At 71.5% G+C, this 26,275-nt stretch carries 25 protein-coding genes; 18 read left to right on the forward strand and 7 right to left on the reverse strand.

Going from position 1 to position 26,275, the window contains the following annotated elements:
* Positions 1-128 precede the first annotated feature (128 nt).
* From OHA73_RS14285 to OHA73_RS14305, 5 genes are all read left to right on the forward strand, one after another.
* Complete coding sequence (locus tag OHA73_RS14285) at positions 129-752, forward strand: GntR family transcriptional regulator (RefSeq protein ID WP_266720408.1); 624 nt, start codon at positions 129-131, stop codon at positions 750-752.
* A gap of 260 nt (positions 753-1,012) precedes the next feature.
* Complete coding sequence (gene aceE, locus OHA73_RS14290) at positions 1,013-3,718, forward strand: pyruvate dehydrogenase (acetyl-transferring), homodimeric type (RefSeq protein ID WP_327655212.1); 2,706 nt, start codon at positions 1,013-1,015, stop codon at positions 3,716-3,718.
* 107 nt (positions 3,719-3,825) lie between these two features.
* Complete coding sequence (locus OHA73_RS14295) at positions 3,826-4,590, forward strand: VOC family protein (RefSeq protein WP_266720404.1); 765 nt, start codon at positions 3,826-3,828, stop codon at positions 4,588-4,590.
* Positions 4,591-4,629: 39 nt separating this feature from the next.
* Complete coding sequence (locus tag OHA73_RS14300) at positions 4,630-5,622, forward strand: helix-turn-helix transcriptional regulator (protein WP_327655213.1); 993 nt, start codon at positions 4,630-4,632, stop codon at positions 5,620-5,622.
* Between the two features lie 122 nt (positions 5,623-5,744).
* On the forward strand, positions 5,745-6,260 hold the full coding sequence (locus OHA73_RS14305) for a DUF4240 domain-containing protein (protein WP_266725525.1): 516 nt from the start codon (positions 5,745-5,747) through the stop codon (positions 6,258-6,260).
* Positions 6,261-6,479: 219 nt separating this feature from the next.
* Here OHA73_RS14305 and OHA73_RS14310 read toward each other — a convergent pair whose 3' ends face one another.
* Positions 6,480-7,367 (reverse strand): TIGR01777 family oxidoreductase, encoded by an 888-nt coding sequence (locus tag OHA73_RS14310; protein ID WP_443063069.1) that lies wholly within the window; start codon positions 7,365-7,367, stop codon positions 6,480-6,482.
* A 33-nt stretch (positions 7,368-7,400) separates the two neighbouring features.
* Here OHA73_RS14310 and OHA73_RS14315 point away from each other — a divergent pair, with 33 nt between their 5' ends.
* The 3 genes from OHA73_RS14315 (at position 7,401) to OHA73_RS14325 (ending at position 10,518) form a co-directional block, all read left to right on the forward strand.
* Positions 7,401-7,901, forward strand: a complete 501-nt coding sequence (locus tag OHA73_RS14315; protein WP_266720398.1) for a GNAT family N-acetyltransferase — start codon at positions 7,401-7,403, stop codon at positions 7,899-7,901.
* Positions 7,902-8,005: 104 nt separating this feature from the next.
* Positions 8,006-9,154, forward strand: coding sequence for a PP2C family protein-serine/threonine phosphatase (locus tag OHA73_RS14320; RefSeq protein WP_327655215.1), 1,149 nt, complete (start codon positions 8,006-8,008; stop codon positions 9,152-9,154).
* A gap of 17 nt (positions 9,155-9,171) precedes the next feature.
* Positions 9,172-10,518 (forward strand): hypothetical protein, encoded by a 1,347-nt coding sequence (locus OHA73_RS14325; protein ID WP_327655216.1) that lies wholly within the window; start codon positions 9,172-9,174, stop codon positions 10,516-10,518.
* A 26-nt stretch (positions 10,519-10,544) separates the two neighbouring features.
* Here the strand turns inward: OHA73_RS14325 and OHA73_RS14330 are convergent, their stop codons facing one another.
* Positions 10,545-11,378, reverse strand: a complete 834-nt coding sequence (locus tag OHA73_RS14330) for a peptidoglycan recognition protein family protein (RefSeq protein ID WP_267070694.1) — start codon at positions 11,376-11,378, stop codon at positions 10,545-10,547.
* A 93-nt stretch (positions 11,379-11,471) separates the two neighbouring features.
* On the opposite strand from OHA73_RS14330, the gene OHA73_RS14335 reads away from it, so the two are divergent.
* Positions 11,472-12,668 (forward strand): MarP family serine protease, encoded by a 1,197-nt coding sequence (locus OHA73_RS14335; protein WP_266720390.1) that lies wholly within the window; start codon positions 11,472-11,474, stop codon positions 12,666-12,668.
* A 25-nt stretch (positions 12,669-12,693) separates the two neighbouring features.
* Here OHA73_RS14335 and OHA73_RS14340 read toward each other — a convergent pair whose 3' ends face one another.
* Entirely contained in the window at positions 12,694-13,287 is a 594-nt protein-coding gene (locus OHA73_RS14340; protein ID WP_327655217.1) for a cysteine hydrolase family protein, read from the reverse strand.
* Positions 13,288-13,372: 85 nt separating this feature from the next.
* Here OHA73_RS14340 and OHA73_RS14345 point away from each other — a divergent pair, with 85 nt between their 5' ends.
* Entirely contained in the window at positions 13,373-14,365 is a 993-nt protein-coding gene (locus OHA73_RS14345) for a GlxA family transcriptional regulator (RefSeq protein ID WP_327655218.1), read from the forward strand.
* Between the two features lie 52 nt (positions 14,366-14,417).
* On the opposite strand, the gene OHA73_RS14350 is transcribed toward OHA73_RS14345, so the two are convergent.
* The gene (locus OHA73_RS14350; RefSeq protein ID WP_327655219.1) at positions 14,418-15,239 is read right to left on the reverse strand and encodes an SDR family NAD(P)-dependent oxidoreductase; all 822 of its coding nucleotides are present in this window, start codon (positions 15,237-15,239) and stop codon (positions 14,418-14,420) included.
* 120 nt (positions 15,240-15,359) lie between these two features.
* Here OHA73_RS14350 and OHA73_RS14355 point away from each other — a divergent pair, with 120 nt between their 5' ends.
* Together OHA73_RS14355 and OHA73_RS14360 are read left to right on the forward strand one after the other, a co-directional pair.
* Positions 15,360-15,998, forward strand: coding sequence for a TetR/AcrR family transcriptional regulator (locus OHA73_RS14355; RefSeq protein ID WP_267070690.1), 639 nt, complete (start codon positions 15,360-15,362; stop codon positions 15,996-15,998).
* A gap of 241 nt (positions 15,999-16,239) precedes the next feature.
* Positions 16,240-17,568 (forward strand): FAD-dependent oxidoreductase, encoded by a 1,329-nt coding sequence (locus OHA73_RS14360; RefSeq protein WP_327655220.1) that lies wholly within the window; start codon positions 16,240-16,242, stop codon positions 17,566-17,568.
* 132 nt (positions 17,569-17,700) lie between these two features.
* Here the strand turns inward: OHA73_RS14360 and OHA73_RS14365 are convergent, their stop codons facing one another.
* A complete protein-coding gene (locus OHA73_RS14365) occupies positions 17,701-19,164 on the reverse strand; it encodes a regulator (RefSeq protein ID WP_327655221.1) in 1,464 nt (487 codons plus the stop codon).
* A gap of 298 nt (positions 19,165-19,462) precedes the next feature.
* On the opposite strand from OHA73_RS14365, the gene lipB reads away from it, so the two are divergent.
* From lipB to OHA73_RS14385, 4 genes are all read left to right on the forward strand, one after another.
* The gene (lipB, locus tag OHA73_RS14370) at positions 19,463-20,275 is read left to right on the forward strand and encodes a lipoyl(octanoyl) transferase LipB (RefSeq protein ID WP_327655222.1); all 813 of its coding nucleotides are present in this window, start codon (positions 19,463-19,465) and stop codon (positions 20,273-20,275) included.
* Positions 20,276-20,409: 134 nt separating this feature from the next.
* The gene (lipA, locus tag OHA73_RS14375) at positions 20,410-21,399 is read left to right on the forward strand and encodes a lipoyl synthase (RefSeq protein WP_266720374.1); all 990 of its coding nucleotides are present in this window, start codon (positions 20,410-20,412) and stop codon (positions 21,397-21,399) included.
* A 233-nt stretch (positions 21,400-21,632) separates the two neighbouring features.
* On the forward strand, positions 21,633-21,830 hold the full coding sequence (locus tag OHA73_RS14380) for an SCO2195 family GlnR-regulated protein (RefSeq protein WP_266720372.1): 198 nt from the start codon (positions 21,633-21,635) through the stop codon (positions 21,828-21,830).
* A gap of 59 nt (positions 21,831-21,889) precedes the next feature.
* Entirely contained in the window at positions 21,890-22,603 is a 714-nt protein-coding gene (locus tag OHA73_RS14385) for a DUF4191 domain-containing protein (RefSeq protein ID WP_327655223.1), read from the forward strand.
* A 148-nt stretch (positions 22,604-22,751) separates the two neighbouring features.
* Here OHA73_RS14385 and OHA73_RS14390 read toward each other — a convergent pair whose 3' ends face one another.
* Entirely contained in the window at positions 22,752-23,219 is a 468-nt protein-coding gene (locus tag OHA73_RS14390; RefSeq protein WP_266720368.1) for an RDD family protein, read from the reverse strand.
* A 199-nt stretch (positions 23,220-23,418) separates the two neighbouring features.
* On the opposite strand from OHA73_RS14390, the gene glnA reads away from it, so the two are divergent.
* Both glnA and OHA73_RS14400 read left to right on the forward strand, forming a co-directional pair.
* The gene (gene glnA, locus OHA73_RS14395; protein ID WP_266720366.1) at positions 23,419-24,828 is read left to right on the forward strand and encodes a type I glutamate--ammonia ligase; all 1,410 of its coding nucleotides are present in this window, start codon (positions 23,419-23,421) and stop codon (positions 24,826-24,828) included.
* A 191-nt stretch (positions 24,829-25,019) separates the two neighbouring features.
* Positions 25,020-25,538, forward strand: coding sequence for a DUF1269 domain-containing protein (locus OHA73_RS14400; protein WP_266720364.1), 519 nt, complete (start codon positions 25,020-25,022; stop codon positions 25,536-25,538).
* Between the two features lie 7 nt (positions 25,539-25,545).
* On the opposite strand, the gene OHA73_RS14405 is transcribed toward OHA73_RS14400, so the two are convergent.
* Positions 25,546-26,274, reverse strand: a complete 729-nt coding sequence (locus tag OHA73_RS14405; protein ID WP_327655224.1) for a GAF and ANTAR domain-containing protein — start codon at positions 26,272-26,274, stop codon at positions 25,546-25,548.
* Position 26,275 lies beyond the last annotated feature (1 nt).

Genomic DNA, 26,275 nt, shown 5'->3' on the forward strand with positions numbered 1-26,275 from the left:
CGACAAACGCTCTCTGTAACCGGCATCACCCGTCGCATGCGCGGCCGTACCACGTCCGGCCAGGGCAGCGGCCGTATTGTCTAAGGGTCCCCGCCGACCCACCGGGTCCACCCTGCCAAGGAGCCCCCATGACCGCGCCCGTCGTCCACTCGCTTCGCGATCAGATCCGCGAGCACATCGTCGAGGGGATCGTCAGCGGCCGCTGGAAGCCGGGCGAGCGCATCGTGGAGCGCCGGATCGCGACCGAGCTTGAGGTCTCCCAGACCCCGGTGCGGGAGGCGCTGCGGGAGCTGGAGTCGCTGCGGCTCATCGAGTCGGCGCCGAACAAGGGCGTGCGCGTACGGAACCTCTCCGCGGCCGACCTGGAGGAGTCCTACCCCGTCAGGGCGGGCCTGGAGGCCATCGCGGCCGAGCTGGCGGCCGAGCGGCTCGCCGACGACTGCTCGGCCCTTGAACCCCACGTAGAGGCGCTCTACAGGGCCGACCAGGAGGCGGACGGGACCGCCCAGGTGCGGCACACGGTCGCCTTCCACCGGGAGCTGGTGCGGGCCGCGGACAACTCCGTGCTGTTCCACACCTGGGAGGGGCTCGGCATCGAGGTCTTCACCGCGCTGTCCATCCGCTGGCTGGGCACGGTGCAGCAGTCGTACGCGGAGGAGCACGCCGATCTGGTCGCCGCGTTCCGGCGGCGCGACCCGGAGATCGCGGCCTTGGTCAAGGCCCACGTACTGGGATGTGCGCCCCGCGCATGAGGGGTCACCGTCCGCTTCTCTGACCAGGCACTCCGTGCCCTGATCAAGAAAAACCGCCGACACTCTGTGCCGACTTTCTCGATCTGAAGAGATTTTGCGGGTGAATCCTTTGATCGATCATCGATCAGGGAGTTACAGTCACCGACGGGCCACGCGACGGCGTCGCATAACGACTCCGTACCGGGACCTCGCCCTGTCCTGCCAAAGACAAAGGGCACCCCCACCCCACCCCCTTCGACTCAGGAAGGCGTGCGGCGACTATGACCGACCCCATGCGCATCCAGCCGAGCGAGCTCGACCAGCTCCCGGACCGTGACCCCGAGGAGACCGCCGAATGGCGGGCCTCCCTGGACGCCGTCACCAAGGCGGCCGGGCCACACCGTGCCGCGTACCTGATGCGGCGCACCCTGGAAGGCGCCGAGGCGGGCGGCCTGGCGCTGCCGAAGCTTCTTGAGACGGACTACGTCAACTCCATCCCCACCGCCGCCGAGCCGGAGTTCCCCGGCGACGAGGAGATGGAAGCCAAGATCACCGCGTACAACCGCTGGAACGCGGCCGCGATGGTGACCCGTGGCTCGAAGCACGGCGTCGGCGGCCACATCGCCACCTTCGCCTCGGCCGCCTGGCTGTACGAGACCGGCTTCAACCACTTCTTCCGCGGCAAGGAGGGCGACGGCTCGGGCGACCAGCTCTACATCCAGGGCCACGCCTCGCCCGGCATCTACGCCCGCGCGTTCCTCGACGGCCGCCTGTCCGAGCAGCAGCTCGACAACTTCCGCCGCGAGGCCGGGGGCAACGGCCTGCCGTCGTACCCGCACCCCCGTCGTCTTCCCTGGCTGTGGGAGTTCCCGACGGTGTCCATGGGCCTCGGCCCGCTGTCGGCCGTCTACCAGGCGCGGTTCAACCGCTACCTGACGGCGCGCAACATCAAGGACACGTCGAACTCGCACGTCTGGGCGTTCCTCGGCGACGGCGAGATGGACGAGCCCGAGTCGACCTCGGCGCTCACGCTCGCCGCCCGCGAGGGTCTGGACAACCTGACCTTCGTCATCAACTGCAACCTGCAGCGCCTTGACGGCCCGGTCCGCCCGAACTTCCGCGTGGTGCAGGAGCTCGAGGCCCAGTTCCTCGGCTCCGGCTGGAACGTCATCAAATCCATGTGGGGCAACGCCTGGGACGAGCTCTTCCAGCTCGACACCACCGGCGCCCTGCTGCGCCGCCTGCGCGAGGTCCCGGACGCCCAGTTCCAGACGTACCAGACGCGCGACGTCGCCTACATCCGTGAGAACTTCTTCGGCACCGACCCGGCGCTCATCGAGCTCGCCAAGGTCCTGTCCGACGACAAGATCTCCGAGTGCTTCCACACCTCCCGCGGCGGCCACGAGCCCCGCAAGGTGTACGCGGCGTACAAGGCGGCCGTCGAGCACAAGGGCAAGCCGACCGTGATCCTCACCCAGACGGTGAAGGGCTTCACGCTCGGCAAGGGCTTCGAGTCCAAGAACGCCAACCACCAGATGAAGAAGCTGACGATCGACGAGTTCAAGGGGATGCGTGACCTCCTTGACCTGCCGATCCCGGACAGCCACTTCGAGGACGGCGTCGTCCCGTACGCCCGTCCCGCGGAGGGCTCCCCCGAGCTGCGCTACCTCGCCGAGCGTCGCGCCGCCCTCGGCGGTCCCGCCCCGGCCCGCCGTACGCAGCCGCTCGCGCCGCTGCCCGCGCCCGCGGACAAGGCGTTCGCGTCGTTCGACAAGGGCTCCGGCACGCAGACCGTCGCCTCGACGATGGCGCTCGTACGGCTCCTCAAGGACCTCGTACGGGACAAGACGTCCGGCAAGCGCTGGGTGCCGATCATCCCCGACGAGGCGCGCACCTTCGGCATGGAGTCGCTGTTCCCGTCGCTCGGTCTGTACTCGCCCAAGGGCCAGACGTACGACCCGGTCGACCGCGACCAGCTCATGTACTACAAGGAGTCCGAGTCCGGCCAGATCCTCAACGAGGGGATCAACGAGGCCGGTTCGCTCGCGGACTTCATCGCCGCCGCCACGTCGTACTCGACGCACGGCGAGCAGATGATCCCGCTGTACATCTTCTACTCGATGTTCGGCTGGCAGCGCACGGGCGACCAGTTCTGGCAGCTCGCCGACCAGATGGGCCGCGGCTTCGTCGTCGGCGCCACGGCCGGCCGCACCACGCTCACCGGTGAGGGTCTGCAGCACGCGGACGGCCACTCGCCGATGATCGCGGCCACCAACCCGGCGGCTCTCTCCTACGACCCGGCGTTCGCCTACGAGATCGCGGTCATCATGAAGGAGGGCCTGCGCCGCATGTACGGCGAGGCCAAGCCGGGCGAGGACCAGGACGTCTTCTACTACCTGACGGTCTACAACGAGCCGATGCCGCAGCCCGCGAAGCCGGCCGTGGAGGGTCTCGACGAGGCCATCATCAAGGGCCTCTACCGCTTCAACACGGCGGAGACCGCGGGTGTGGACGTGGCGGCCGCGAACGCCCCGCGCATCAACCTCATCGGTTCCGGTACGGCGATCCACTGGACGCTCAAGGCGCAGCAGCTGCTCGCCGAGGACTGGGGCGTGGCCGCCGACGTGTGGTCCGCGACGTCCTGGACCGAGCTGCGCCGCGACGCCCTGGAGGCCGACGAGGCGCTGCTGAACGGCGAGGAGCGGGTGCCGTTCGTCCGCCAGGCGCTTGCCGGCGCCGAGGGCCCGGTCCTGGCCGTGTCCGACTACATGCGTCAGGTCCCCGACCAGATCGCGCAGTGGGTCGAGCAGGACTACACCTCGCTGGGCGCCGACGGCTTCGGCCTCTCGGACACCCGTGAGGACGCCCGCCGCCACTTCGGCGTCGACGCCGAGTCGATCGTCGTCGCGTCCCTCGCCCAGCTCGCCCGCCGCGGCGAGGTCAAGGCGACGGCCGTGAAGGAGGCGCGCGAGCGCTACGGCCTGTAGTACCCGAAGCACGGGCTTGTGCGTGCCCCGTCCCGATTGCCGGGACGGGGCACGCGTGCGTGAATGGACGCGTCGTGGCGAAGGCCGTCCGCGGGAGGCGCTGTTCCGTGAAGATCTCCAAGACCCCCTCCGCTCCCTGCTGGGCGGACCTGTCGAGCACCGACCCGGAGGCGGCCCGGTACTTCTACGAGGCCCTGTTCGGCTGGCGTACGCGCTCGTCCGACGACCCCACGGTCGGCGGCCACGGCACGTTCGCGCTCGACAGCCCGGACGGACCGAAGGTGGCCGGGGTCGGCCCGGTGCTGCGCCCCGGACAGCCCGCCGCCTGGCTGCCGTACTTCCAGTCCAGCGGCATCGACGCGGTCACCGCGCGCGTGAGCGGCAACGGCGGCCGGGTCGTCTCCGGCCCGATCGGCGTCCCCGAAGAGGGCAGGCTCGCGGTCTGTCAGGACCGGGCAGGCGCGGTGTTCGGCTTGTGGGAGCCGCAGGAGCACGCCGGTTTCCAGGCGGTGAACGTGCCGAGCAGCTTCTGCTGGTTCGAGCTGCTCACCCGGGACGGCGCGGGCTCCGTCGACTTCTACCAGTCGGTGCTCGGCTGGGGCACCGAGCGGAACGGCGCCTACACGAACTGGACCGTCGCCGACGAGGCGTTCGGCGGCATGGTCGACATGTCGACCGGTGAGTTCCCGCCCGAGGTGCCTTCGTACTGGAATCTGTACGTGGCCGTGGACGATCCGGACGCGGTGGCGGAGCGCTGCGTGGAGCTGTCGGGGCAGGTCCTGGTGCAGCCGACGACGATCGAGCCCGGCCGGTTCGCGATGCTCGCGGACCCGCAGGGCGCGGCGTTCTCGGTGATGCGCTTCGCCGCTTGAGCGGGTCCCGTTGTCAGTGGGGCGGTTCATGATGGCCGTATGCGTGCTGCCCGCCTGATCAAGATGGTGCTGTTGCTCCAGTCCCGGCCGTCCATGACCGCGGCCGAGCTGGCGCGCGAGCTCGAGGTGTCCGAGCGGACGGTGACGCGGGACGCGCAGGCGTTGTCGGAGGCCGGGGTTCCGGTGTACGCGGACCGGGGGCGGGTCGGCGGGTACCGGCTGATCGGCGGGTACCGGACGCGGCTCACGGGGCTCGCGCGGGGCGAGGCGGAGGCGCTGTTCCTGTCGGGGGTGCCGGGGGCGCTGCGCGAGATGGGCCTGGAGGACGCGGCGTCGGCGGCGCACCTGAAGGTGTCGGCGGCCCTGCTGCCCTCCTTGCGGGACGCGCCGCGGACGGCGGCGCAGCGCTTCCATCTGGACGCGCCGGGCTGGTTCCAGGAGCCGCAGACGCCCGAGCTGCTGCCCGCGGTCGCGGAGGCGGTGTGGGAGGACCGTGTGGTGCGGGTCCGCTATCGCCGCACTTCACTGGGGCAGTCGGAGGACGTGGAGCGGGAGTTGGAGCCGTACGGGCTCGTGCTCAAGGCGGGCGTCTGGTACCTGGCGGCGGCGGTGCGCGGGGCGGATGTCTTCCGGGTGTACCGGGTCGACCGGTTCACGGCGGTGGAGCCGGGCGAGGAGCGGTTCGCGAGGGTCGAGGGGGAGGACGCGTTCGACCTGCCGGCGTTCTGGGAGGAGCGGGCGGCGCAGTTCGCGCGGGCACTGCTGCGGTCGGAGGTCGTCGTCCGGCTCACGCCCTCGGGGGTACGTCAACTGCCGTACGCCACCGATCCGGCGTCCGCGCGCGAGGCGCTGGAGTCGGCGGGGGACGCGGACGCGGAGGGGCGGGTGACGGTGACCCTGCCGGTCGAGTCGGAGGACGTGGCGTACACGCAGCTCATGGCGCTCGGGCCGGAGGCGGAGGTGGTGGCTCCGGCGGCGCTGCGGGAGCGGTTCGCGCTGGCCGCGCGGCAGATGCGGGAGTGGTACGGCTGACGGGTGCCTCGCCGCGAGGGGGCGTCCCGGGCGTGCCGTGGGCATGTGCATGCATAACGAAGTGGAGCAGCTCCCGCGCTCGGCGTGCGCCCCATCGGTACAGGGCCGATGCTGGTCCCGTGATGGACGAGACCGAGTTCTGGGAGATCGTGGACAGTACGCGTGAGGCCGCGGGTGGCGACCCCGAGGACCACGCCGAGCTGCTCGTCGAACGGCTGCTGCGGTCCGATCCGGATTTCGTGCTCGACTTCGCCCGGCACTTCGAGTCCCGGTACAACCGGGCGTACCGGTGGGACCTTTGGGGCGCGGCGTGGGTCCTGCTGGACGGGGCGAGCGACGACGCCTTCGACTACTTCCGGTGCTGGCTGATCGGCCAGGGCCGGGAGATGTTCGAGGGGGCGCTGCACGATCCGGATTCGCTGGCGGAACTCCTGGACGACTTCGACGAGGAGGTCGACGGGGACGGTGAGGAGATCGGCTTCGCGGCGGACGAGGCGTACGAGCAGCTGACCGGGGTGGTCGCACCGGACCTGGGCCTCGCCCCCGCGCCCCCGGAGCCGGAGGGCACGCCTCTGGACTTCGAGGACGACGGGGTGATGGCCCGTACGTATCCCCGCCTCACGGCCCGCTTCGGCTGACATCCGCGCCGGGGCCGGGGCCACCCGTTTCCGTTACGCGGCACCGTGGCGCCGACGCCCCCGGAGGGGGCGGGTGGTGGGAGGTGGGCGGGGCAAATCCAGCCCCGCCGGCGTTTGAGGCGCGGGGTCCGGGGCGGAGCCCCGTGGCCGTAACGCCGGTTCGGCACAATCAGCCCCGCTCTTGGACGAGAGCCCCGGGGCGTAGGGGCCCCGTCCGGCTCACGCCGCGTGGATCGCCTGGTCCACTCCGGGGTGGGCGAACTCGAAACCGGATTCCAGCAACCGCGTGGGCACGGCCCGGGTGGACCCAAGAACGTCACCCGACATCTCACCGAGCACCACCCTCAGCACCGCCGACGGAACCGGCAGCACCGCAGGCCTCCGCAGAACCCGCCCCATCGCCTCCGTCACCTCCCGGTTCGTCGCCGGCTGCGGCGCCGTCAGGTTCACAGGCCCGGCCACGTCACCCGCATCCAAAAGGTGCCGCAGCGCCGCCACATGATCGTCGAGCGCGATGTACGACCAGTACTGCCGACCGTCCCCCATCCGCCCACCGAGCCCCGCCTTGAACAGCGGGAAGAGCTTGCCCCAGGCCCCACCGCCCCGCGCCACGACAAGACCGGTGCGGGCGAACACCGTACGGATGCCCGCCTGGTGCGCGGGCGCTGCCGCCGCCTCCCACTCGACGCAGAGCGAGGGCAGGAAGCCGTCGCCCGCCGGCGCCGTCTCGTCGACCGTGCGGCTGCCCGTGTCGCCGTAGTAGCCGACCGCGCTGCCGTTGAGGAAGACCCGCGGCGGCGTGTCCAGCCCGGCCGCCGCCCGCGCGAGCGTCTGCGTACCGAGGACCCGGCTGTCGCGGATCTCCCGCTTGTACGCGGCCGTCCACCGATGGTCGCCGACCCCGGCCCCCGCGAGGTTGACGATCGCCTCGCAGCCGGCGAGCCGGGACGTGTCGACGTAACCCTCCTTCGGATCCCAGCGGGCCTCGTCCGCCGCCCGTGGCGCGCGCCGCACCAGGCGCACCACGTCGTGCCCGTCGTCCGTCAGGGACCGCACCAGGGCCGAGCCGGTGAGTCCGGATGCGCCCGCCACCGCGAAACGTGTCATGGGACCCATCCTGCCCGTCGTACAGTCGGCCGCATGTCAGCCCCCGAGGACTCCGTGGCCCACATACGTTTCGCCGTCCCCGAGGACGCGCCCGCGCTCGACCGCCTCGACCGGGACACCTGGTCGCATCTGCACGCGGTGACGGCGCTCGACCCGGCCCCTTCGCCGTTCTTCAACGAGCGTTTCGGCCCGCGCGACCACCTCGTCGCCGAGCTCGACGGCGTGCTCGTCGGCTACATCCGCCTCGGCCTCCCCACGCCCCTGGAGGCGAACGCGCACGTACGGCAGATCATGGGGCTCGCGGTCGCCGACGCGGCCCGCGGGCGCGGCGCCGGCCGGGCCCTGGTGCGGGGCGCGATCGAGCTGGCACGGCGGCAGGGCGCGCGCCGGATCACGCTGCGCGTCCTCGGCCACAACACCCCGGCCCGGAAGCTGTACGAGGCGGAGGGCTTCGTCATCGAGGGCGTGCTGCCCGGGGAGTTCCTGCTCGACGGGTCGTACGTGGACGACGTGCTGATGGGACAGCCCCTGTAGCCCGTCCGGCGCGGCGCAGTCACGGCGCGGTCACGGCGTGCGACGGGCCCCGACTCGTAGCAGGGTGAGGTGGAACGTCCGTCGCGAAGGGAGCCGAAGCCGGCATGACCTGGCCCGTGGCGCGCCGCAGGGACGAGGCGGAGCGTGCCTGGCTGCGCGGTGCGCCGCCGCCGCGCTGGTTGCGGTGGCTGCCGATCGCTCTGCTCGTGGTCCTGTACGCGCTTCAGGCCCCCACGGGATACCGGTTCGAGCTCGCGTTCCCGCTCGCGGCCATCCCCCCGCTCGCCGCGCTGTCGTACGGTCCCGTGGCCACGGCCCTGTACGGCGGCTTCGTCCTCCTGCTCCTGGAACTGCCTCGCACCGGCTTCGGGCGCCCCGGCGACAGTGACGTACTGACGGTGGGTCTCGTCGCCGTGCTGAGCACGGCGATCGCCCTGGTCCGCAGGCGCAGGGACGAGCAGCTGGTCACGGTGCGCACGGTCGCGGAGGCCGCCCAGTTCGCGGTGCTGCCGCCGCTGCCCGAGCGGGTCGGCGCCGTGTGCTGCGCGGGCCTGTACCGGGCTGCGCACCGCGGCGCCCTGGTCGGCGGCGACCTCTTCGACGTGCGCAAGGGCCCGACCGGCGTGCGCGCTGTCGTCGGCGACGTACAGGGGCACGGTCTGTCGGCGGTGGGCACGGTCGCGGGGCTGCTCGGCGCGTTCCGGGAGGCGGTGCTCGACCAGCCGGACCTGGAGGGCGTGGCGGCGCGGCTCGACCGGCGGCTCGTGGTGGACACGGCGGAGGACGAGCACGCGGAGCTGTTCGCGACGGCGGTGCTGCTCGAATTCCCCGACCCCTCCCCCGGCGAGGCGCCCGTCGTGCACGTCATCAGCTGCGGCCACCCGCATCCGCTGCTGCTGCGCGACGGACGGGTGACCGAGCTGGACGTGCCGTCGGGGGCGCCGCTCGGTCTCGGCCTCGCGGAGGTCGCGCCGCCCGAGCGGCTCACGGTCGAACTGCTGCCCGGGGACCGGCTGATCGCCCCGACGGACGGGGTGACGGAGGCGCGGAACCGGGTCGGGGACTTCTATCCACTCGCCGACCGGCTTCCGCAGTTCGCGGGCGAGGATCCGGCCGGGCTCACGGACGCGGTGTGGCGGGACGTCATCCGGTTCGCGGGATCGGTCAGGGACGACCTGACACTGCTCGTCTTCGCCCCTCTCGTGTCCGCTCCCGGCGCCACGCGGACCCCGGACGTGCCTCACGAGGCGTGAGGTGTGAACGTAGGCGCATGAAGAACCCGGGACTCCCGCGCCGCCAGGGACACCGCCGAACCGCGGTCACCGCCTCCGTACTGCTGCTGCCGCTCGCCGTCTCCACGTTGTCCGCCTGTTCCGACGACGACGGGGCGACCAATCCGCCGCCCACGGCCTCACCCGCCGCGACGGCGAGCGGCGCCCGCTGTGTGACGGACCGGCCGGCCGACGACAAGGGCCCGGACGCGAAGCCGCGCGCGAAGGCCGCGTACACGGTCGACGACAAGACCGTGAAGGCGAAGTCGCACAAGGAGTTCAAGACGACGAAGCGCGACGAGTCCGCGCTGCTCGTGTCCGGTTCCGGGAAGCTGACGACGCGCGACGCGAAGATCATCAAGCATGGCGGCACCTCGTCCCTCACCGCGTCCGACGGGCACGGCCTCAACGCGGCCGCGCTCGCCCGCGACGGGGGGACGCTCACGATGTCCGGCGGCCGGATGTCCACCCAGGACAAGGGCTCGATCGGGGTGTTCGCCGCGGGCAAGGACGCGAAGGCCACGCTCAGCTCGGGCGGCATCAGGACGCACGGCGCCTCCGCACACGGCGTGGCGGCCGCGCACGGTGGCACCCTCGGCCTGACGTACGTGGAGATCGACACGGCGGCCGCGCAGGCGGCGCCGGTGGCCGTGGGGCCCGGCGGCGGGAAGGTCACGGTGTCCGGCGGCACGATGACCTCGGCGGGCTGCGGGTCGCCGGGCGTGCAGACGGAGGGCGACGTCTCCCTGTCGCAGACGCTGTTCGACCTGGCCAACTCGGAGGCGTTCACCGTGGAGGCCGGGGGTTCGCTGTCCCTGAAGGACGTCCGGGCGTCCGCGGCGGCGGGCGGTGTCGTGCTGCGCGGCGACGGCGCGACCTCGTACCGGATGACCGGCGGGGCGGTCCAGGCGTCCGACGGTGACATCTTCGCGGTCCAACAGGCCGACGCCGACATCGAGTTGAGTGGTGGCGCCGATGTGAAGACGAAGGACGGCAAGCTGCTGCGGGTCACGGACAAGGGCACGGCGACGTTCCGCGCGAACAGCGAAAAGCTGAAGGGCAGCGTGGCCGTGACGAAGGGCTCCTCCGCCACCCTCGACCTGACAGGCTCCACCGACCTGGACGGCAAGATCGTGGGGGCGGCGTCGCTGACGCTCGGCCCCAGGACGCAGTGGTCCGTGTCCGGGGACTCGGCGCTGAAGGGCCTGAAGCTGGCCGACGGGGCGAAGGTCTCCGACGTGATCGTGGGCAACGGTCACACGGTGACGTACGACAAGGCGTCGAGCCCGGACCTGCACGGGAAGAAGTACCAGCTGGAGGGCGGCGGCACGCTCAAGCCCGCGTAGGACCGGGCCGGGCTGGAGCCGGGGCGCTAGCGCCGTTTTTGCAGCGCCGCGGCCCGCTCCCTGATCTCGGGCAGCTTCCCCATCAGGGCGAGGCCGGGGCAGAACGTCTCGTAGCCGTCACGGTGCCCGGAGACCGCGAAGAAGTTGTGGGCCGTGCCCGTCCTGAAGCGGGCCAGGTCGTTGCTGGACACCAGGCGCACGTGCGAGCGCGGGTCGATCCCGGAGAGGCCCAGCTTCCAGGCGGAGACGGCGGCGATCGCGTCGGTCATCGCCTTCGGCACCGGGGTGCCCTCGGTGAACGTGCCGATCGCGGCGATCCCCGCCGTGTCCCGGTTGAAGCCCTGCGTGTGGGCGCCGACGACGGGCCGTCCTGTGCCGCCCGCGCGCCCCTCGTAGACGGTGCCGCAGCGGTCGACGAGGAAGTTGTAGCCGATGTCGTCCCACTCCTTGCCGCCCGAGGCGCCGCTGCCCGCCTGGCCCGCGTACAGGTAGCGGATGATGCGCGGCGAGTCCGCGCAGTCGTAGTCGTTCGGCGAGTCGGTGTGGTGCAGGAAGACGGCCTTGACGCGGTCGCCGTAGCGGACCGGGTCACGGTGGTACGCCTCGGCTCCCGCGAGCCAGCGCGAGCGCGGCACGATCCGGGGGCGCTCCGCCGGCACCCGGCCGCCCATGCGGCTGCCCACGCGGCCGCCCACGGGCGCGACCCGCTTCGCCGACACCGCGGAGGCCGGCAGCTCGCCGCGGGCCGTGGCCGCGAAGCGCTCGGGCCCTGGCCGGTCGACCGTCGCGGCACACAGCAGAAGGAGCCCGAGGGCCAGGGCTCCGGGCAGCCAGCGCAACTTTCTCCGTACGAGGTGCACGCCTCCCACCCTGGGCCCGGCGCGGCCTGTGCGGTCAGCCACAGTGGGCCAGGTGGTGGAACCATCGGGGGCACCCGGGCGTTTCTTACCGGTATGGACCTCCACATACTCGACGTGCTGCTGCTCGTGGTGGCCCTCGCCTACGCCGTGTCCGGCTACCGGCGCGGACTGCTCGCGGGCTGCGTCTCACTGGCCGGGTTCGTGGGCGGTGCGGCCGTCGGCGTCTGGCTGCTGCCGTTCCTGATGGAGACGGTCACGCCGGGCACCACTTCGGCCACGATCGTCGCCGTCCTCACGGTGCTCGTGCCGGCGGTCGCCGGGCACGGGCTCGCCGGGCTGCTCGCGGCGCGGGTGCGCGGCGGGATGTCGCACGCGCCGGGCCCGCTGCGCGTGGCCGACGGGGTGGGCGGTGGCGCGGCGACCGCGGTGGCCGTCCTGGTGGTGGCGTGGGTGGCGGGCAGCGTCCTCGTCGCCTCGTCCTCCACGGTCCTCAACCAGGCGATCCGGAACTCCTCGGTGCTCGGCGCGGTGCAGCACTCCATGCCGTCGACGACCCCGTCCTGGTTCTCGCAGGCCACAGGGGCGCTCACCTCGGCGGGCTTCCCGCAGGTCTTCGACCCGTTCGCGAGCGAGCCACCCGCCAAGGTGGCCAAGCCGTCCGGGGACAACGTGACGGCGAAGGCGACCGGCGCGGCCCAGCGCAGCAGCGTCAAGGTGCAGGGCGCGTCCGGCACCCAGGGCCGCGAGGGCAGCGGTTTCGTGTACAGCTCCGAGCACGTCATGACCAACGCGCATGTGGTCGCGGGCATCGACGACCCGACGGTGCGGGTGGGCGGCACGGGCCACGCGTACGAGGCGAAGGTCGTCCTCTTCGACCCGGACAAGGACGTGGCGGTCCTCTACGTCCCCGGGCTCGACGCCCCGTCCCTCCGCTTCGACGACTCGGCCGGGCGCGGCGACGCCGCCGTGGTCGCGGGCTACCCGCAGGACGGCGGCCTCGACCTCCAGGCCGCCACCGTCGACGACACGATCAAGGCGGCGGGCCAGGACATCTACGGCTCCGGCAACGTCACGCGCGACATCTACTCGATCCGCTCCACGGTCCTGCCCGGCAACTCCGGCGGCCCGCTCCTCGACACGGACGGCGAGGTGTACGGAGTGGTGTTCGCCCGGTCCACGACGGACGACGGGACGGGCTACGTGCTGACGGCGGACGAGGTGTCGTCCGACGCGCAGCGGGCGGCGTCGGCGACGACGGCGGTGGACACGGGGGCGCTGGTCTCTTCCTAGGACCCGTCCCCTGGTCGTGCGGAGGTCAGCTCAGGGACTTCCCGGTCGGGACGACGACTCCGTACAGGTCGGTGATCGTCGCCATCGCCCCGAGGTGCAGCTGCTCGGCGGGCACCTCGACGCCGCCGACGGAGGTCAGGGGGCGCGTGGCGCAGGCGTCGGCGACCACGGTGGGCCGGTTGCCGCGCAGGAACGCGCCCTGCGCGGTGAACTGCACGCACATGTGCGACATGAACCCGATCACGATGACGTCCTTGTGGCCCGCGGCGTCGACGCGCTCGCCCAGGTCGGTGCCGACGAAGGAGTCCGGGGCCGGCTTGACCACGACGGCCTCGCCCTCGGCGGGCGCCACGTCCGGGTGGATCTCCCCGATCTCGGCGCGGATGTCGTACGCGGAGCCCTCGCCGCCGTCGTGCTGGACGTGGACGATCGTCGAGCCCGCCGCGCGGGCCCGGGCGAGGAGTTCGGCGGCGTTGTCGAGGGCGGTCCGCCAGCCCTCCAGCTCCATCACGCCGCGGGTGTAGGTGTTCTGGTAGTCGACCAGGATCAGCGTCGCGTCGGCGAGCGAGGCGGGCGTCTCGTCGAGGCCGTTGAGGGTGCGCAGAGTCGTTGTTGGCATGCCTGAAACGCTACGAGCGGCGCCGCCATGTCGGCAATGACGGCTAACATGCAGATTCGGACACAGCCAGGGAGAGGGGCCCACCGTGAGCGGCGGGAGCACCACCGAACGACTCGTCGTCATCGTGCTCTTCGAAGGCGTCGACACGCTCGACGTCACGGGCCCGCCCGAGGTGTTCGCGCTGGTCAGGCGCGAGGGAGACGCCACCTACCGGGTCCTGCTCGCCGCCGAGACCCTGGACCCGGTCACCACCTCCGCGGGCGTACGCGTCCTGCCCGACGTCACCTTCGACGACGCGGCCCGCCTGAGCATCGACACCCTCCTCGTGCCGGGCTCGGTCGAGGCCGACCCCGAGCGCGGGGTACGCGCCCTTGCGGAGCCCGCGGTGGTCGACCGGGTGCGGGCGCTCGCGGGGCGGGCCCGCCGGGTCGCGTCCGTCTGCGTCGGGGCGCATCTGCTCGCGGCGGCCGGGCTGCTCGACGGCAGGCGCGCCACCACCCACTGGTCGACCGCGCGCCAACTCGCCGATGAGCACCCGGAGATCGACGTCGACCCCGACCCGATCTTCATCCGCGAGGGGGACATCTGGACCGGGGCCGGCATCAGCTCCTGCCTCGACCTGTCCCTCGCCCTGGTCGCCGACGACCTCGGCGAGCCGACGGCGCTGCGGGTGGCGCGGCAGCTGGTGATGTACCTGAAGCGGCCGAGCGGCCAGAGCCAGTTCAGCGTGCCGCTGGCACAGGCCTCCACGACGCGGCGCGTGGAGGACCTGCGTCAGCACATCACCCGGCATCTCGGAGAGCCGCTCACCGTCGCGGACCTGGCCGGGCACGCCCACGTCAGCGAGCGTCAGCTCACCCGGATCTTCAAGTCCGAACTGGGCACGACACCGAGCGCGTACGTCGAGTCGGCGCGCGTCGAGCGGGCCCGCCAGCGACTCGAATCGTCCGACGACACGCTCGACCGCATCGCCTCCACCTGCGGTTTCGGCACGACGGACACGCTGGTGCGGGCGTTCCGCCGACAGCTCGACACGACACCGACGGCGTACCGGCACCGCTTCCGCGTCTCCGTATAGCGGCCCATCCGTATCGCGGCCCATCCGTATCGCGGCCCATCCGTGCGACGGCTCAGTAGTGGGTGCCGCCGTCGATACGGATCTCCGTACCGGTGATGAACTTCCCGTCCTCGGAGGCGAGCATCGCGACGACGCCGGCCACGGACTCGGGCCCGGCGAAGCCCGCACCCAGTGAGGGCGACAGCTTCGCGAACAGGCTCCAGTCGGTGTCCTCGGGCAGGCCGGGGCCCTGGCTCTGCCTGCTCTCGCCGGAACCGTCGGTCATGCCGGACGCGATGGAGCCGGGCTGCACGGCGGTGAACCGGATGCCCTGCTTGCTGTACTCGGCGGCCAGCGCGTGCGTCATGGACTGGATGCCGCCCTTGCTCGCCGCGTACGCCGCCATGTACGGGTGGGCGAACATCGCGGACGTGGAGCTGAAGTTGACGACGGCGGGGCCCTCGCCCCGGAGCAGCGCCGGTATCGCCTCGCGGATCATGAGGAAGGTGCCGGTGAGGTTGACCGCGAGCACCTGGTTGAACTCGGCGAGCGTGGTCTTCTCGGTGTGCGAGGAGCGCAGGATGCCGGCGGCGTTGACGAGTACATCGAGGCCGCCCAGCGCCCGCACGGCCCCGGCCACGGCGTCGCGCACGGACGCCTCGTCGGCGATGTTCACGACGACGGTGGTGAGGTGCTCGGCGTCGGCGCCGGCCTTGGTGACGGTGTCCTCGAGACCGGCCTCGCTGACATCGGCCGCGACGACCCGGCCACCCTCCGCCAGCATGCGCAGCACGGTGGCCTGACCGATGCCGGATCCGCCACCGGTGACCAGCGCACGACGCCCTTCGTAACGAGTCAGGTGCTTCAGGTTGTTGGGGCGGTTGGGGCGGTTCATGACGACTCCTTGCGTTCCTGTGTGCGTCCTCGCACGCCGGCCACCGTACGCTTCGGTGGCACGTTTTGCCATAACGGCGTTTCGTGCCAGTTCATTCCCGGTGCGGTTACGCTTCGTCGGGTGAACGAGCCCAGAACGCCCTCTCCGTCGCCTGCGCAGCCCTCACTGACCGAACGCCGCAAAGCGGCGACCCAGCTCGACATCGCCCGCGCGGCGATGGAGCTGTTCACCGAGAAGGGCCCCGACGGCACCACGGCCGAGGAGATCGCGCGCGGCGCCGGAGTCGCGCTGCGCACCTTCTACCGCTACTTCCGCAACAAGCAGGACGCGGTGGGCCCGCTGCTCGCGTCCGGCGGCGACCGCTGGCGCGAGCTGCTGGCCGCGACGGAGCCGGGCACGCCGCTGCCGCAGGCCCTCGAATCGGCCGCGGCGGCGACGCTTTCACCTCCGGACGAGGCGGCGGAGGAGGCGCTTCAGGGCACCCGGACGCTGCTGCGCGCGGCGCAGGACGACCCGGCACTGCGTGCCGTCTGGTACCGGGTCAACCAGGAGTCGGAGGAGAAGCTCCTCCCGGTGGTGACCCACCTCGCGGGCCCCGATGCGGACCCCCTGGAAACCCGCCTGACCGCAGCCGCGGCGACCGACGCGATCCGAGTGGCCCTGGAACTCTGGTCCACGACAAACGCCCCCACCTCCGGCCCGAACTCCCCGGCATCTTTGGCGATCCGCGGGTTGCGGCGTTTGGCGGCGGGTGACTGATGGCGGGGACCGTCCGGTGACCGGCCCGCGGAAGCCGTGTCGTACGGCCGCGGGACGCGTCGCGCACGGGGGCGCAGGGGCGTGCGACCGTCGTGCCCCCGTGCCGCCCCCACGCGCGACTGCCCGGTGCGTGCGCCGCGCCTACGCTCGAGTTCCCTGGTCCCCGAACTCAGGTATCCCGAGGGCGCGTTGAGGGCATGAGCCCCCGGACGCCAGCCACCCGACCCGCCGGAGGCACGCCGTGCTCGATCCTGCAGACGAAAGTTCGGGAGCCATCGTCGTCGTGGGCGCCGGGGTCGCGGGGCTCGCGGCGGCACGGCACCTGGCCAGGGCGGGCCTGCGCCCGCTGGTCCTGGAGGCCGCCACGGGCATCGGCGGCCGCATGTCCACCGAGAAGGTCGACGGGTTCCGCCTCGACCGGACCGGCCGGCCGCTGTGCACCTCGTACCCCGAACTGCGCCGCAACCCCGCCCTCGCTCCCCTCGCCCTGCGCCGCTTCTCCCCCGGCGCGCTCGTACACAGCGGCGGGCTGCGCCACCGGGCGGGCGAACCCACCGGCCCCCGGCGCACAAGGGGCGCACTCAACACGGCACGCGCCTTGGCGAGCGCCCCCCGGAGTCCGCGCGGCACGCGCCCCACCATCGGCAGCCCGCTCGACCACGCGCGCCTGGGCGCATCCCTGTCCCGGCTCGCGGCGACCGAGCCGTCCCGCCTCCTCGCCCGCCCCGAACTCCCCACCGCCCAAGCCCTCTTGACCCGAGGCCTGCCACCCCCGACCCTCCACGGTTTCGTACGCCCCCTGCTCTCGGCCCTGCTCTGCGACCCGGACCTCCGCACCTCCAGCCGGTGCGCCGACCTCGCCCTGCACGCGTACGCGGCGGGTCGGCTCGCCGTGCCGGAGGGCGGCGCCGACGCGCTGCCGGAGCTGCTCGCGGCGGGCCTGCCGCCCGGCACGGTGCACACCGGCGTACGGGCCACGGCGGTCGCCACGACCTCGGTCACGACGACCGAACTCGGCCAACTCCCTTGCCGCGCCGTGGTGTTGGCAACCAGCGCGCACGACGCCGCCGAACTCCTCCCCGGCCTGCGCGTCCCCGCCTTCCACGAGGTCACGGTCGTGCACCACGCCGTGCCCGAGCCGCCACTCGCCGAACCCGCGCTGCTGCTCGACGCGGACCGGCTCGGCCCGGTCGCGCATACGTCGGTGATCAGCCAGGTGGACCCCACGAGAGCCCCGGCGGGCCGCGCCCTCGTCTCCTCGACGGTCCTCGGCCCACCTCCCACGGACCGCGAACTCCGCACCCAACTCGGCGCCCTCTACGGCACGTCGACCGCCGACTGGGAAACCCTGGCCGTGCACCACGACCCCCACGCCGTACCGGCGATGCCGCCCCCGCACGACCCGCGCCGCCCGGTCCGCCTCCTCGACGGCCTGTACGTGTGCGGGGACCACCGGGACGCCGGCACGGTGCAGGGCGCCCTCCACTCGGCCCGCCGAGCGACCCACGCGCTCCTGACGGACCTGGGCATCCCCGCCCCCAACGCACCCCCGATCCCCAACGCCGCCTAACCCCTCATACCGCGCCCGCCTCCGTGGCCCAACTCCGGGGGCGGGCGCCCCCACCCTCCGGGGGTGACCCGGCCACGCCCCCGACCCCGACGCCGCGCAGCAGACCCCGACCCCGGACCACCCCCACCAACCTCACCCCAACGCCGCAACCCTCTCCCGATACCCCCGGACGGGCCCCGCATCGCGATACGGCTCCAACCGCCTCTCGAACTCCCGCACATACTCATGCGCCCGCACCGACCGCATGTCCGCCGCGGCCGACGCCGCCTCCGCCCCGAGCGCGCACGCCGAGTCCAGCTCGCCGAGACCCAGCCGCGCCGACGCCAGCACCACCCGGCAGAAGAGCCGGCTGCGCGCGAACCCCGGCGCCCGCAACTGCAGCGACCGCTCCGCATGCTGCGCCGCGGCCCGGTACTGCTGCAGGTCCCTGTGACAGTGCCCGAACTCGTCCGCCAACTGCGCCTCGTCGAAGAACCGCGCCCACGGCGGCACCTCGTCCCCCGGCCGCACCGCCCCGAGCGCCCGCTCGGCCCGCACCAGCGACGCCGTGCACGCCCGCACCTCGCCGAGCACCCCGTGCCCACGCGCCTCCACGGCGTGCAGCAGCGCCTGCACCGCGGGCGGCGCCGAAGCCCCCACGCCCTGCTGCGCCACCCGCGCGAGCTGCACCGCCTCCCGCCCGTGCCCGAGATAGACGGCCTGCCGGCTCATGGTGACCAGCACGTACGACCCGTACATCCGGTCCCCCGCCGCCTGCGACAGCCGCAGCGCCTGTACGAAGTACCGCTGGGCAAGACCGTGCGCCGCGATGTCGTACGAGGTCCAGCCCGCGAGCCGGGTCAGATCGGCGACGGCGCAGAACAGCCGCCGCCCGTGCTGCTCCCCGTACGCCCCGCGCAGCATCGGCTCGGCCTCGTGCTCCAGGTACCGCACGAGGGCCTGCCGCGCGTGCCCGCCCCCGTACGCGTGGTCGAGCGCGCGGAACAGCTCGCCCACGGAGCGCAGCGCCGCGATGTCCCCGCTCGTCACCCGGTGCCCGGGCCCGCGATCGGTCTGCCCCCGCTGCCGCGGCACGGCGACGCCCACCGCCTCCAGCGCCACGCCGGGCCGCCCCTGCACCGGCACCCGCTGCAACTGCTCACCGTGGGCCACCCGGTCGTCGGCGCGACCGATCAGCCAGTCGCGGCTGGGCACGACGAGCCCCGCCGGGGTGAACGCGATCTTGCGGAGTTCGGCATGGCTGCCGGAGTCCTTGCGCCACAGACCGCTGACGATGTCGACGGCCTCCTCCGGCGATGCCGCGAACTCCAGACCCGCGTACACGGGCGCACACGCGTCGAGCCCGAGGTCCTGCGCGGAGAGGCGGCGGCCGAGGCGGCGTGTGAACACCTCGGCGATGAGCGCGGGTGTCGTCCCTCTGGGCTGCTGTCCGCGCAGCCACCGGGTCACGGATGTCTTGTCGTAGCGCAGGTCAAGCCCGTGTTCGAGCCCTAGCTGGTCCACGCGGCGCGCGAGGCCCGCGTTGGAGAAACCGGCCTCCGCGATGAGCGCGGCGAGCTGGCGGTTCGGGGTGCGCTGCGGAGGTCGTTCCGTCATGCTGTGCGTTTGCCTTCCGGGCCCTTGGAAGCGGTAAAGGGGGGCCATTGAGTGCCCCCCTTTAGTCGCTGCTCCCTCATGGAACGGCGTGCGCCGTGACCGGCTCCCGCTCACGGACGGCGCTGAAATTATCACGGAGCGCACACGGCGTCCCCCAATCAGCCGAGCCGAACCCCTCCTTCATCCGATCGTGTGACAAACCGCGCGAGGGGTGGACGGCTGAGCCGTAATCCGGGAGCCGTACAGTTGCTCCGGGCGCGTTATATGCACGGTGAAGGTTCTTAGGGAGGCACTTGCCGTGAGTGAGTTCCGGTTCGTCCGCATGGGATTCGGTGCGGACATGGTCGATTACCAGGTCGCCTGGGACGAGCAGCGCCGTGTGCACGCCGCTCGCTTCGCCGACGAGGTGCCCGACACCTGCCTGCTCCTTGAGCACCCGCCCGTCTACACGGCCGGCCGTCGCACCGCCCCCGAGGAGCGCCCGCTCGACGGCACTCCGGTCATCGACGTGGACCGCGGCGGCAAGATCACCTGGCACGGCCCGGGTCAGCTCGTCGGCTACCCGATCCAGAAACTTCCGCGCCCCGTGGACGTCGTCGCGCATCTGCGCCGCCTGGAGGACGCGATGATCGCGGTCTGCGCCGAGTTCGGCATCGAGGCCGCGCGCGTGGAGGGCCGGGCGGGCGTCTGGGTCCTCGGCGGCCCGATCGAGGAGCGCACGACCCTCAGCGAGCACGGAGGCCTGTCCCTGGACTTCAATCCGCGGCTCAGCAGCGAGGACGAGGAGTTCGACCACCGCCTCGTCGGCCCCGAGTACGCGCCCTCGAACGCGGGCCAGCGGCACGAGGACCGCAAGATCTGCGCCATGGGCATCCGCGTCGCCAAGGGCGTCACGATGCACGGCTTCGCGCTGAACGTGAATCCGGACACGTCGAACTTCGACAAGATCATCCCCTGCGGCATCCGCGACGCGGGCGTCACCTCCCTCTCGTACGAGCTCGGGCGCGAGGTCACGATGGACGAGGTGCTGCCGATCGCCGAGAGGCATCTGCAGGACGTCCTGGGGAACGCGCACCTCGAGCCGCGCGCCGTCGAGAAGGCCTCGGTCTAGCCCGCACAAGGCCTCGGTCTGGTCCATACGGGGAATGCACCCCGCAGGCCGCCGGTTGGCCACCCGTAAGGGCCATGAACATCACGGGCGTACCCTGATGTACGCCGAGGAATCAAAGCTTTAGGGAGCCGGTCGTGTCCGCAGTCGCACCCGACGGACGCAAGATGCTGCGCCTGGAGGTCCGTAACGCTCAGACCCCCATCGAGCGCAAGCCCGAGTGGATCAAGACCCGGGCGAAAATGGGTCCCGAATACACGAAGATGCAGAACCTCGTGAAGTCCGAGGGCCTGCACACGGTCTGCCAGGAGGCGGGCTGCCCCAACATCTACGAGTGCTGGGAGGACCGCGAGGCCACCTTCCTCATCGGCGGTGACCAGTGCACCCGGCGCTGCGACTTCTGTCAGATCGACACCGGCAAGCCCGAGCCGCTCGACCGTGACGAGCCGCGCCGCGTCGGCGAGTCCGTCGTCACGATGGACCTGAACTACGCCACGATCACCGGCGTCGCCCGCGACGACCTGGAGGACGGCGGCGCCTGGCTGTACGCGGAAACGGTCCGGCAGATCCACCGCCAGACCACCAACCGCGCCGACGGCCGCACCAAGGTCGAGCTCCTCGCCCCCGACTTCAACGCGAACCCGGAGCAGCTGGCCGAGGTCTTCTCCTCCCGCCCCGAGGTCTTCGCGCACAACGTCGAGACGGTCCCGCGGATCTTCAAGCGGATCCGTCCGGGCTTCCGCTACGACCGTTCGCTGAAGGTCATCACCGAGGCCCGCGACTTCGGCCTGGTCACCAAGTCGAACCTGATCCTCGGCATGGGCGAGACCCGCGAGGAGATCAGCGAGGCGCTGCGCCAGCTGCACGACGCCGGCTGCGAGCTGGTCACCATCACGCAGTACCTGCGCCCCTCCGTGCGGCACCACCCCGTGGAGCGCTGGGTCAAGCCGCAGGAGTTCGTGGAGCTGAAGGACGAGGCCGAGCAGATCGGTTTCTCCGGCGTCATGTCGGGCCCGCTGGTCCGTTCCTCGTACCGCGCGGGCCGGCTGTTCCAGATGGCCAAGGAGCAGCGTCAATCAGCTGCTCCGCAGCGGGGAGGCTCGTACACGGCCTCGCAAGCCGTGTGAATTCAGGCACAAGAGGCTACTGATCGGTAGTGGCCGGTATGACGCGGTCCTGACGATCCCCGCAGCTGGGGGCACCGTCAGGGCCGCGTCTGCGTTTGCGGCGCGAGCGTCAAGGCTTCATTGGCGTTTGACCGTCCGGTCACGCCCTGGTAACACCAATCAGTGACTCTGGAATCACGCCCCGTACATCCCGTGCCACAGCCGTGATCACCCTTCGAGGGGGGACCTCAACCATGCAGGCCGCGCCCGTCCGCGCCACCGCCATCCCGACCGTCACCGACGCACTGCGCGCCGTCGAGTCGCTGCTCATGAGCAGCGGCCAGCGCACCGCTCGCCGCAATGCCTGGACCTCGGTCCTGGAGGACCGCCGCCGCGCCAAGGACCGTGTCGAGGCGCAGCGCGTCCTGGAGGCCGTCGCGGCCCGGGGCTGAGAGATCTCGGGGGCCGACGCGGGTTCTACCCGCTTCACCGGCCACGTAGACTTCAAGACATGGCGAGGAAGGAAACTGCAGCGGACGCTGCTAACACCGGGCGGCTCAAGCAGATCGCTCAGACCTACAAGATGACCCGCAGGGTCGACACCAAGATCGGTCTCATTCTCGCGGGTGTGGGAATCGTCACCTTCGGTGTCCTCCTCGCGATCGGCTTCTTGATCGGTCACCCCATCTACCTCGGAATTCTCGGCCTCCTGCTCGCTTTCCTCGCGATGGCGATCATCTTCGGGCGCCGAGCCGAGAAGGCCGCCTTCGGGCAGATGGAGGGACAGCCCGGCGCGGCCGCGGCCGTGCTCGACAACATCGGACGTGGTTGGACGACGACCCCCGCGGTCGCCATGAACCGCAGCCAGGACGTGGTGCACCGCGCGGTCGGCAAGGCCGGCATCGTGCTCGTCGCGGAGGGCAACCCGAACCGGGTGAAGTCGCTCCTCGCGGCCGAGAAGAAGAAGATGGCCCGCATCGTCTCCGACGTCCCGGTCCACGACTTCGTGGTGGGCACGAGCCAGGGACCCGAGGGAACGGTTCCGCTGAAGAAGCTCCGTACGACGATGCTCAAGCTGCCGCGCGTGCTGACCGGACCCCAGGTGACCGCGACCAACGACCGGCTGAAGGCGATGGGCGACCTCATGTCGAACATGCCGCTGCCGAAGGGTCCGATGCCCAAGGGGATGAAGATGCCCAAGGGCGGCGGCGGCCGGGCCCGCTGACACGCTCCGCTGCTTCTACGCGAACGAGGCGGGCCGGAACCTGATGGTTCCGGCCCGCCTCTCCTACGTTTCCGCGTGGGCTGGTCTGTGCTGATCGCGGTGCGGCTCGCGTGTCGCCGTGGTCCCGTTCGCGCAGTTCCCCGCGCCCCTAACTGCGGACCTGCACCGCCTTCGCGACGCGGTCGTGCAGGCCGCGGCCGTCGCGGTCCCAGATCAGCGCCGGGATGGCGACGCACAGCAGCACCGAGCGGGCCAGCACCCGGCCGATTCCGATGCGCCCGCCGGCCTCCGAGACGACCCGCAGGCCGAAGAGGCGCTTCCCGGGCGTGCAGCCGATGGTGCCGACCGTGAGCACGCTGAGTGCGAAGAAGATGAGCAGCGCCCAGTTCCCCGTCGCCTGGTTGTAGCCGTGCGTGACCAGGCCGTATGCGATCAGCATGCACAGCGCCCAGTCGACGACGAGGGCTCCGATGCGGCGGCCGGGGCGCGCGATGGAGCCGGGTCCGTGCTCGGGCAGGCCGAGCTGTTCACCGCGGTAGCCGAAGTCGGCACCCGCCTGTTCCATGGCCTCACGAGGCCCGGACAGCCACGATCCCATTGCTTCCCTGTTGTCCACGCGTCAACGGTACTGCGCCGCTCTCCTGATGCGGTCCCGACCCCTGCTCCGGTTAACTTGGGCGAAACAAATGGGTCATGCTTGAGAAATCACGTCTGCCTATGGTCGGGTCCCAGCGTGTGCCACCGCACTGGTCGCGCGATCGAGCTGCCAAGAGCTGCAACCCCGCCCCTCCCCGGGTGGGAGTAGGAGGAGTTGGATGTTCCAGAACGCCGATGACGCCAAGAAGTTCCTCGCGGACGAGGACGTCAAGTTCGTCGACGTCCGCTTCTGCGACCTGCCGGGTGTGATGCAGCACTTCACGGTGCCGGCTGCGGCGTTCGACCCGGACGAGGAGCTCGCCTTCGACGGCTCCTCCATCCGCGGCTTCCAGGCCATCCACGAGTCCGACATGGCGCTGCGCGCGGACCTCTCCACCGCCCGCGTGGACCCCTTCCGCCGCGACAAGACGCTGAACGTCAACTTCTTCATCCACGACCCGATCACGGGCGAGCAGTACTCCCGTGACCCGCGCAACGTGGCGAAGAAGGCCGAGGCGTACCTCGCCTCCACCGGCATCGCCGACACGGCGTACTTCGGCCCCGAGGCCGAGTTCTACGTCTTCGACTCGGTCCGCTTCGAGACCTCCGCGAACCGCTCGCTGTACGAGATCGACTCCGAGGCGGGCGCCTGGAACACCGGCGCCGTCGAGAACAACCGCGGCTACAAGGTCCGTTACAAGGGCGGTTACTTCCCGGCCCCGCCGGTCGACCACTTCGCCGACCTGCGCGCCGAGATCTCCCTGGAGCTGGACAAGAACGGCCTGCAGGTCGAGCGCCAGCACCACGAGGTCGGCACCGCCGGCCAGGCCGAGATCAACTACAAGTTCAACACGCTGCTCGCCGCGGCCGACGACCTGATGCTCTTCAAGTACATCGTGAAGAACGTCGCCTGGCGCAACAACAAGACCGCGACCTTCATGCCGAAGCCGATCTTCGGTGACAACGGCTCGGGCATGCACGTCCACCAGTCGCTGTGGCAGGGCGGCTCCCCGCTCTTCTACGACGAGCAGGGCTACGCGGGCCTCTCGGACATGGCGCGCTACTACATCGGCGGCATCCTCAAGCACGCCCCGTCCCTCCTCGCCTTCACGAACCCGACGGTGAACTCGTACCACCGCCTGGTGCCGGGCTTCGAGGCGCCGGTCAACATGGTCTACTCGCAGCGCAACCGCTCCGCGGCCATGCGTATCCCGATCACGGGCTCGAACCCGAAGGCCAAGCGCGTCGAGTTCCGCGCGCCGGACCCGTCCTCGAACCCGTACCTCGCCTTCTCGGCGCTCCTGATGGCCGGCCTCGACGGCGTCAAGAACAAGATCGAGCCGGCCGAGCCGATCGACAAGGACCTGTACGAGCTGGCTCCCGAGGAGCACGCCAACGTCCAGCAGGTCCCGACCTCGCTCCCCGCGGTCCTCGACGCCCTGGAGGCGGACAACGAGTACCTGCAGGCCGGCGGCGTCTTCACGTCCGACCTGATCGAGACGTGGATCGACTACAAGCGCACGAACGAGATCGCCCCGATCCAGCTGCGCCCGCACCCGCACGAGTTCGAGCTGTACTTCGACATCTAAGCCGTCCCGCAACCCCGGACGCGCTCGTCGTCGAGGGCCCGGTCTCCCCCATCAGGGAGGCCGGGCCCTCGGGCGTTTCGGGAGGCGGTGGGTCATGTCGGGGGCGGGGGAAGCTCGCCGGGCGGGAAACGGGTAAACGCCTTAAACTCGGGCAAGTCGCACACGCTGACAAGCCTCGGAGGAGTGCCGTCATGAGCAATCTGTTCGTCGTCGCCTATAACGACCTCGCCACCGCCGACCAGGTCCGCAACCGGCTTCTGGAGATGTCCAAGGAGCACCTCGTCGAGCTCGAGGACATCGTCGTCGTCGAGCGTCGGGAGTCCGACGGGAAGATCAAGCTGCACCAGGCCGTGAACCACACCACGATGGGCGCCACGGGCGGCGCGCTGTGGGGGAGCGTCATCGGCATGCTCTTCCTCGTGCCGTTCCTGGGGGCCGCCGTGGGCGCCGCGGCAGGAGCCGCCGGCGGGGCCGTCACGGACACCGGGATCAACGACAACTTCATGAAGGAACTCAGCCAGAACCTGAAGCCCGGCGCCGCCGCGCTGTTCGTCCTCGTCAAGCAGGCCGCCAAGGACAAGGTCGTGCCCGAGATCGCCACGTACGGCGGTCAGCTGGTGCAGACCTCGCTGAGCAACGACGACGAGGAGGCGCTGCGCGAGATGCTGCAGAAGAGCCAGTCGAAGGCAGAGGCGCCGGCGTCGGCTTAGGCGTCGGTCACTGGGCGAGGAGTTCGGGCAGTCGGCCCTCGGTGACCTCGCGGGCCACGTCGGCCAGCTTGCGCCGGTGGGAGCGCGCGTAGCCCCGCAGGCCGGAGAACGCCTCGTCCAGTGACAGTCCGTGCCGGGCGGCCAGGATGCCCTTGGCCTGCTCCACGACGACCCGGCTGGACAGCGCGTGCTCCAACTGGCCCGCGAGGACCTGGGTTTCGTTCAGTTCGCGCTGCAGCGTGAGGGTGTGCCCCGCGACCTCGGCGAAGAGCCGGACCAGAGCGAGGGCCTCCTCGTCCAGCGGCTTGTCCGCCGCGGTGAACAGCACCAGTGCGCCGATCTCCTCGTCCCTGCCGTGCAGCGGAAGCGCGGTCGCCCGGCCGAAGCCGAGAGCCTGGGCCCGGACGGACCAGCGCGGCCAGCGCAGCTGCGCGGAGTGCGTGGTCACATCGACGTCCACGAGGGCACAGCCCGTCGTACGGGCGTCGTAGCCCGCGCCCTCCCCCCAGCGGGCGGCATCGGCCGCGAGGGCGCCGAGCGAGGGATCCGTGCCGTCGGTGAGGAGGGGCGTGCGGCCGCCGGGCACGTACGCCACCAGCGCCCCGCGCGCATGGAACAGTCGCCTGCCCCCTTCGGCGAGGGTGGCCAGCAGGGTCTGTGTGTCAAGGGGGTCGCTAGCAGCTCCGCCCGTCAACTCGGCAAATACCGCGGCGACTTCCTGCTCTCGCAGTGTCACG

Source organism: Streptomyces sp. NBC_00483, from assembly GCF_036013745.1.
In the GTDB taxonomy this organism is placed as follows: Bacteria; Actinomycetota; Actinomycetes; order Streptomycetales; family Streptomycetaceae; genus Streptomyces.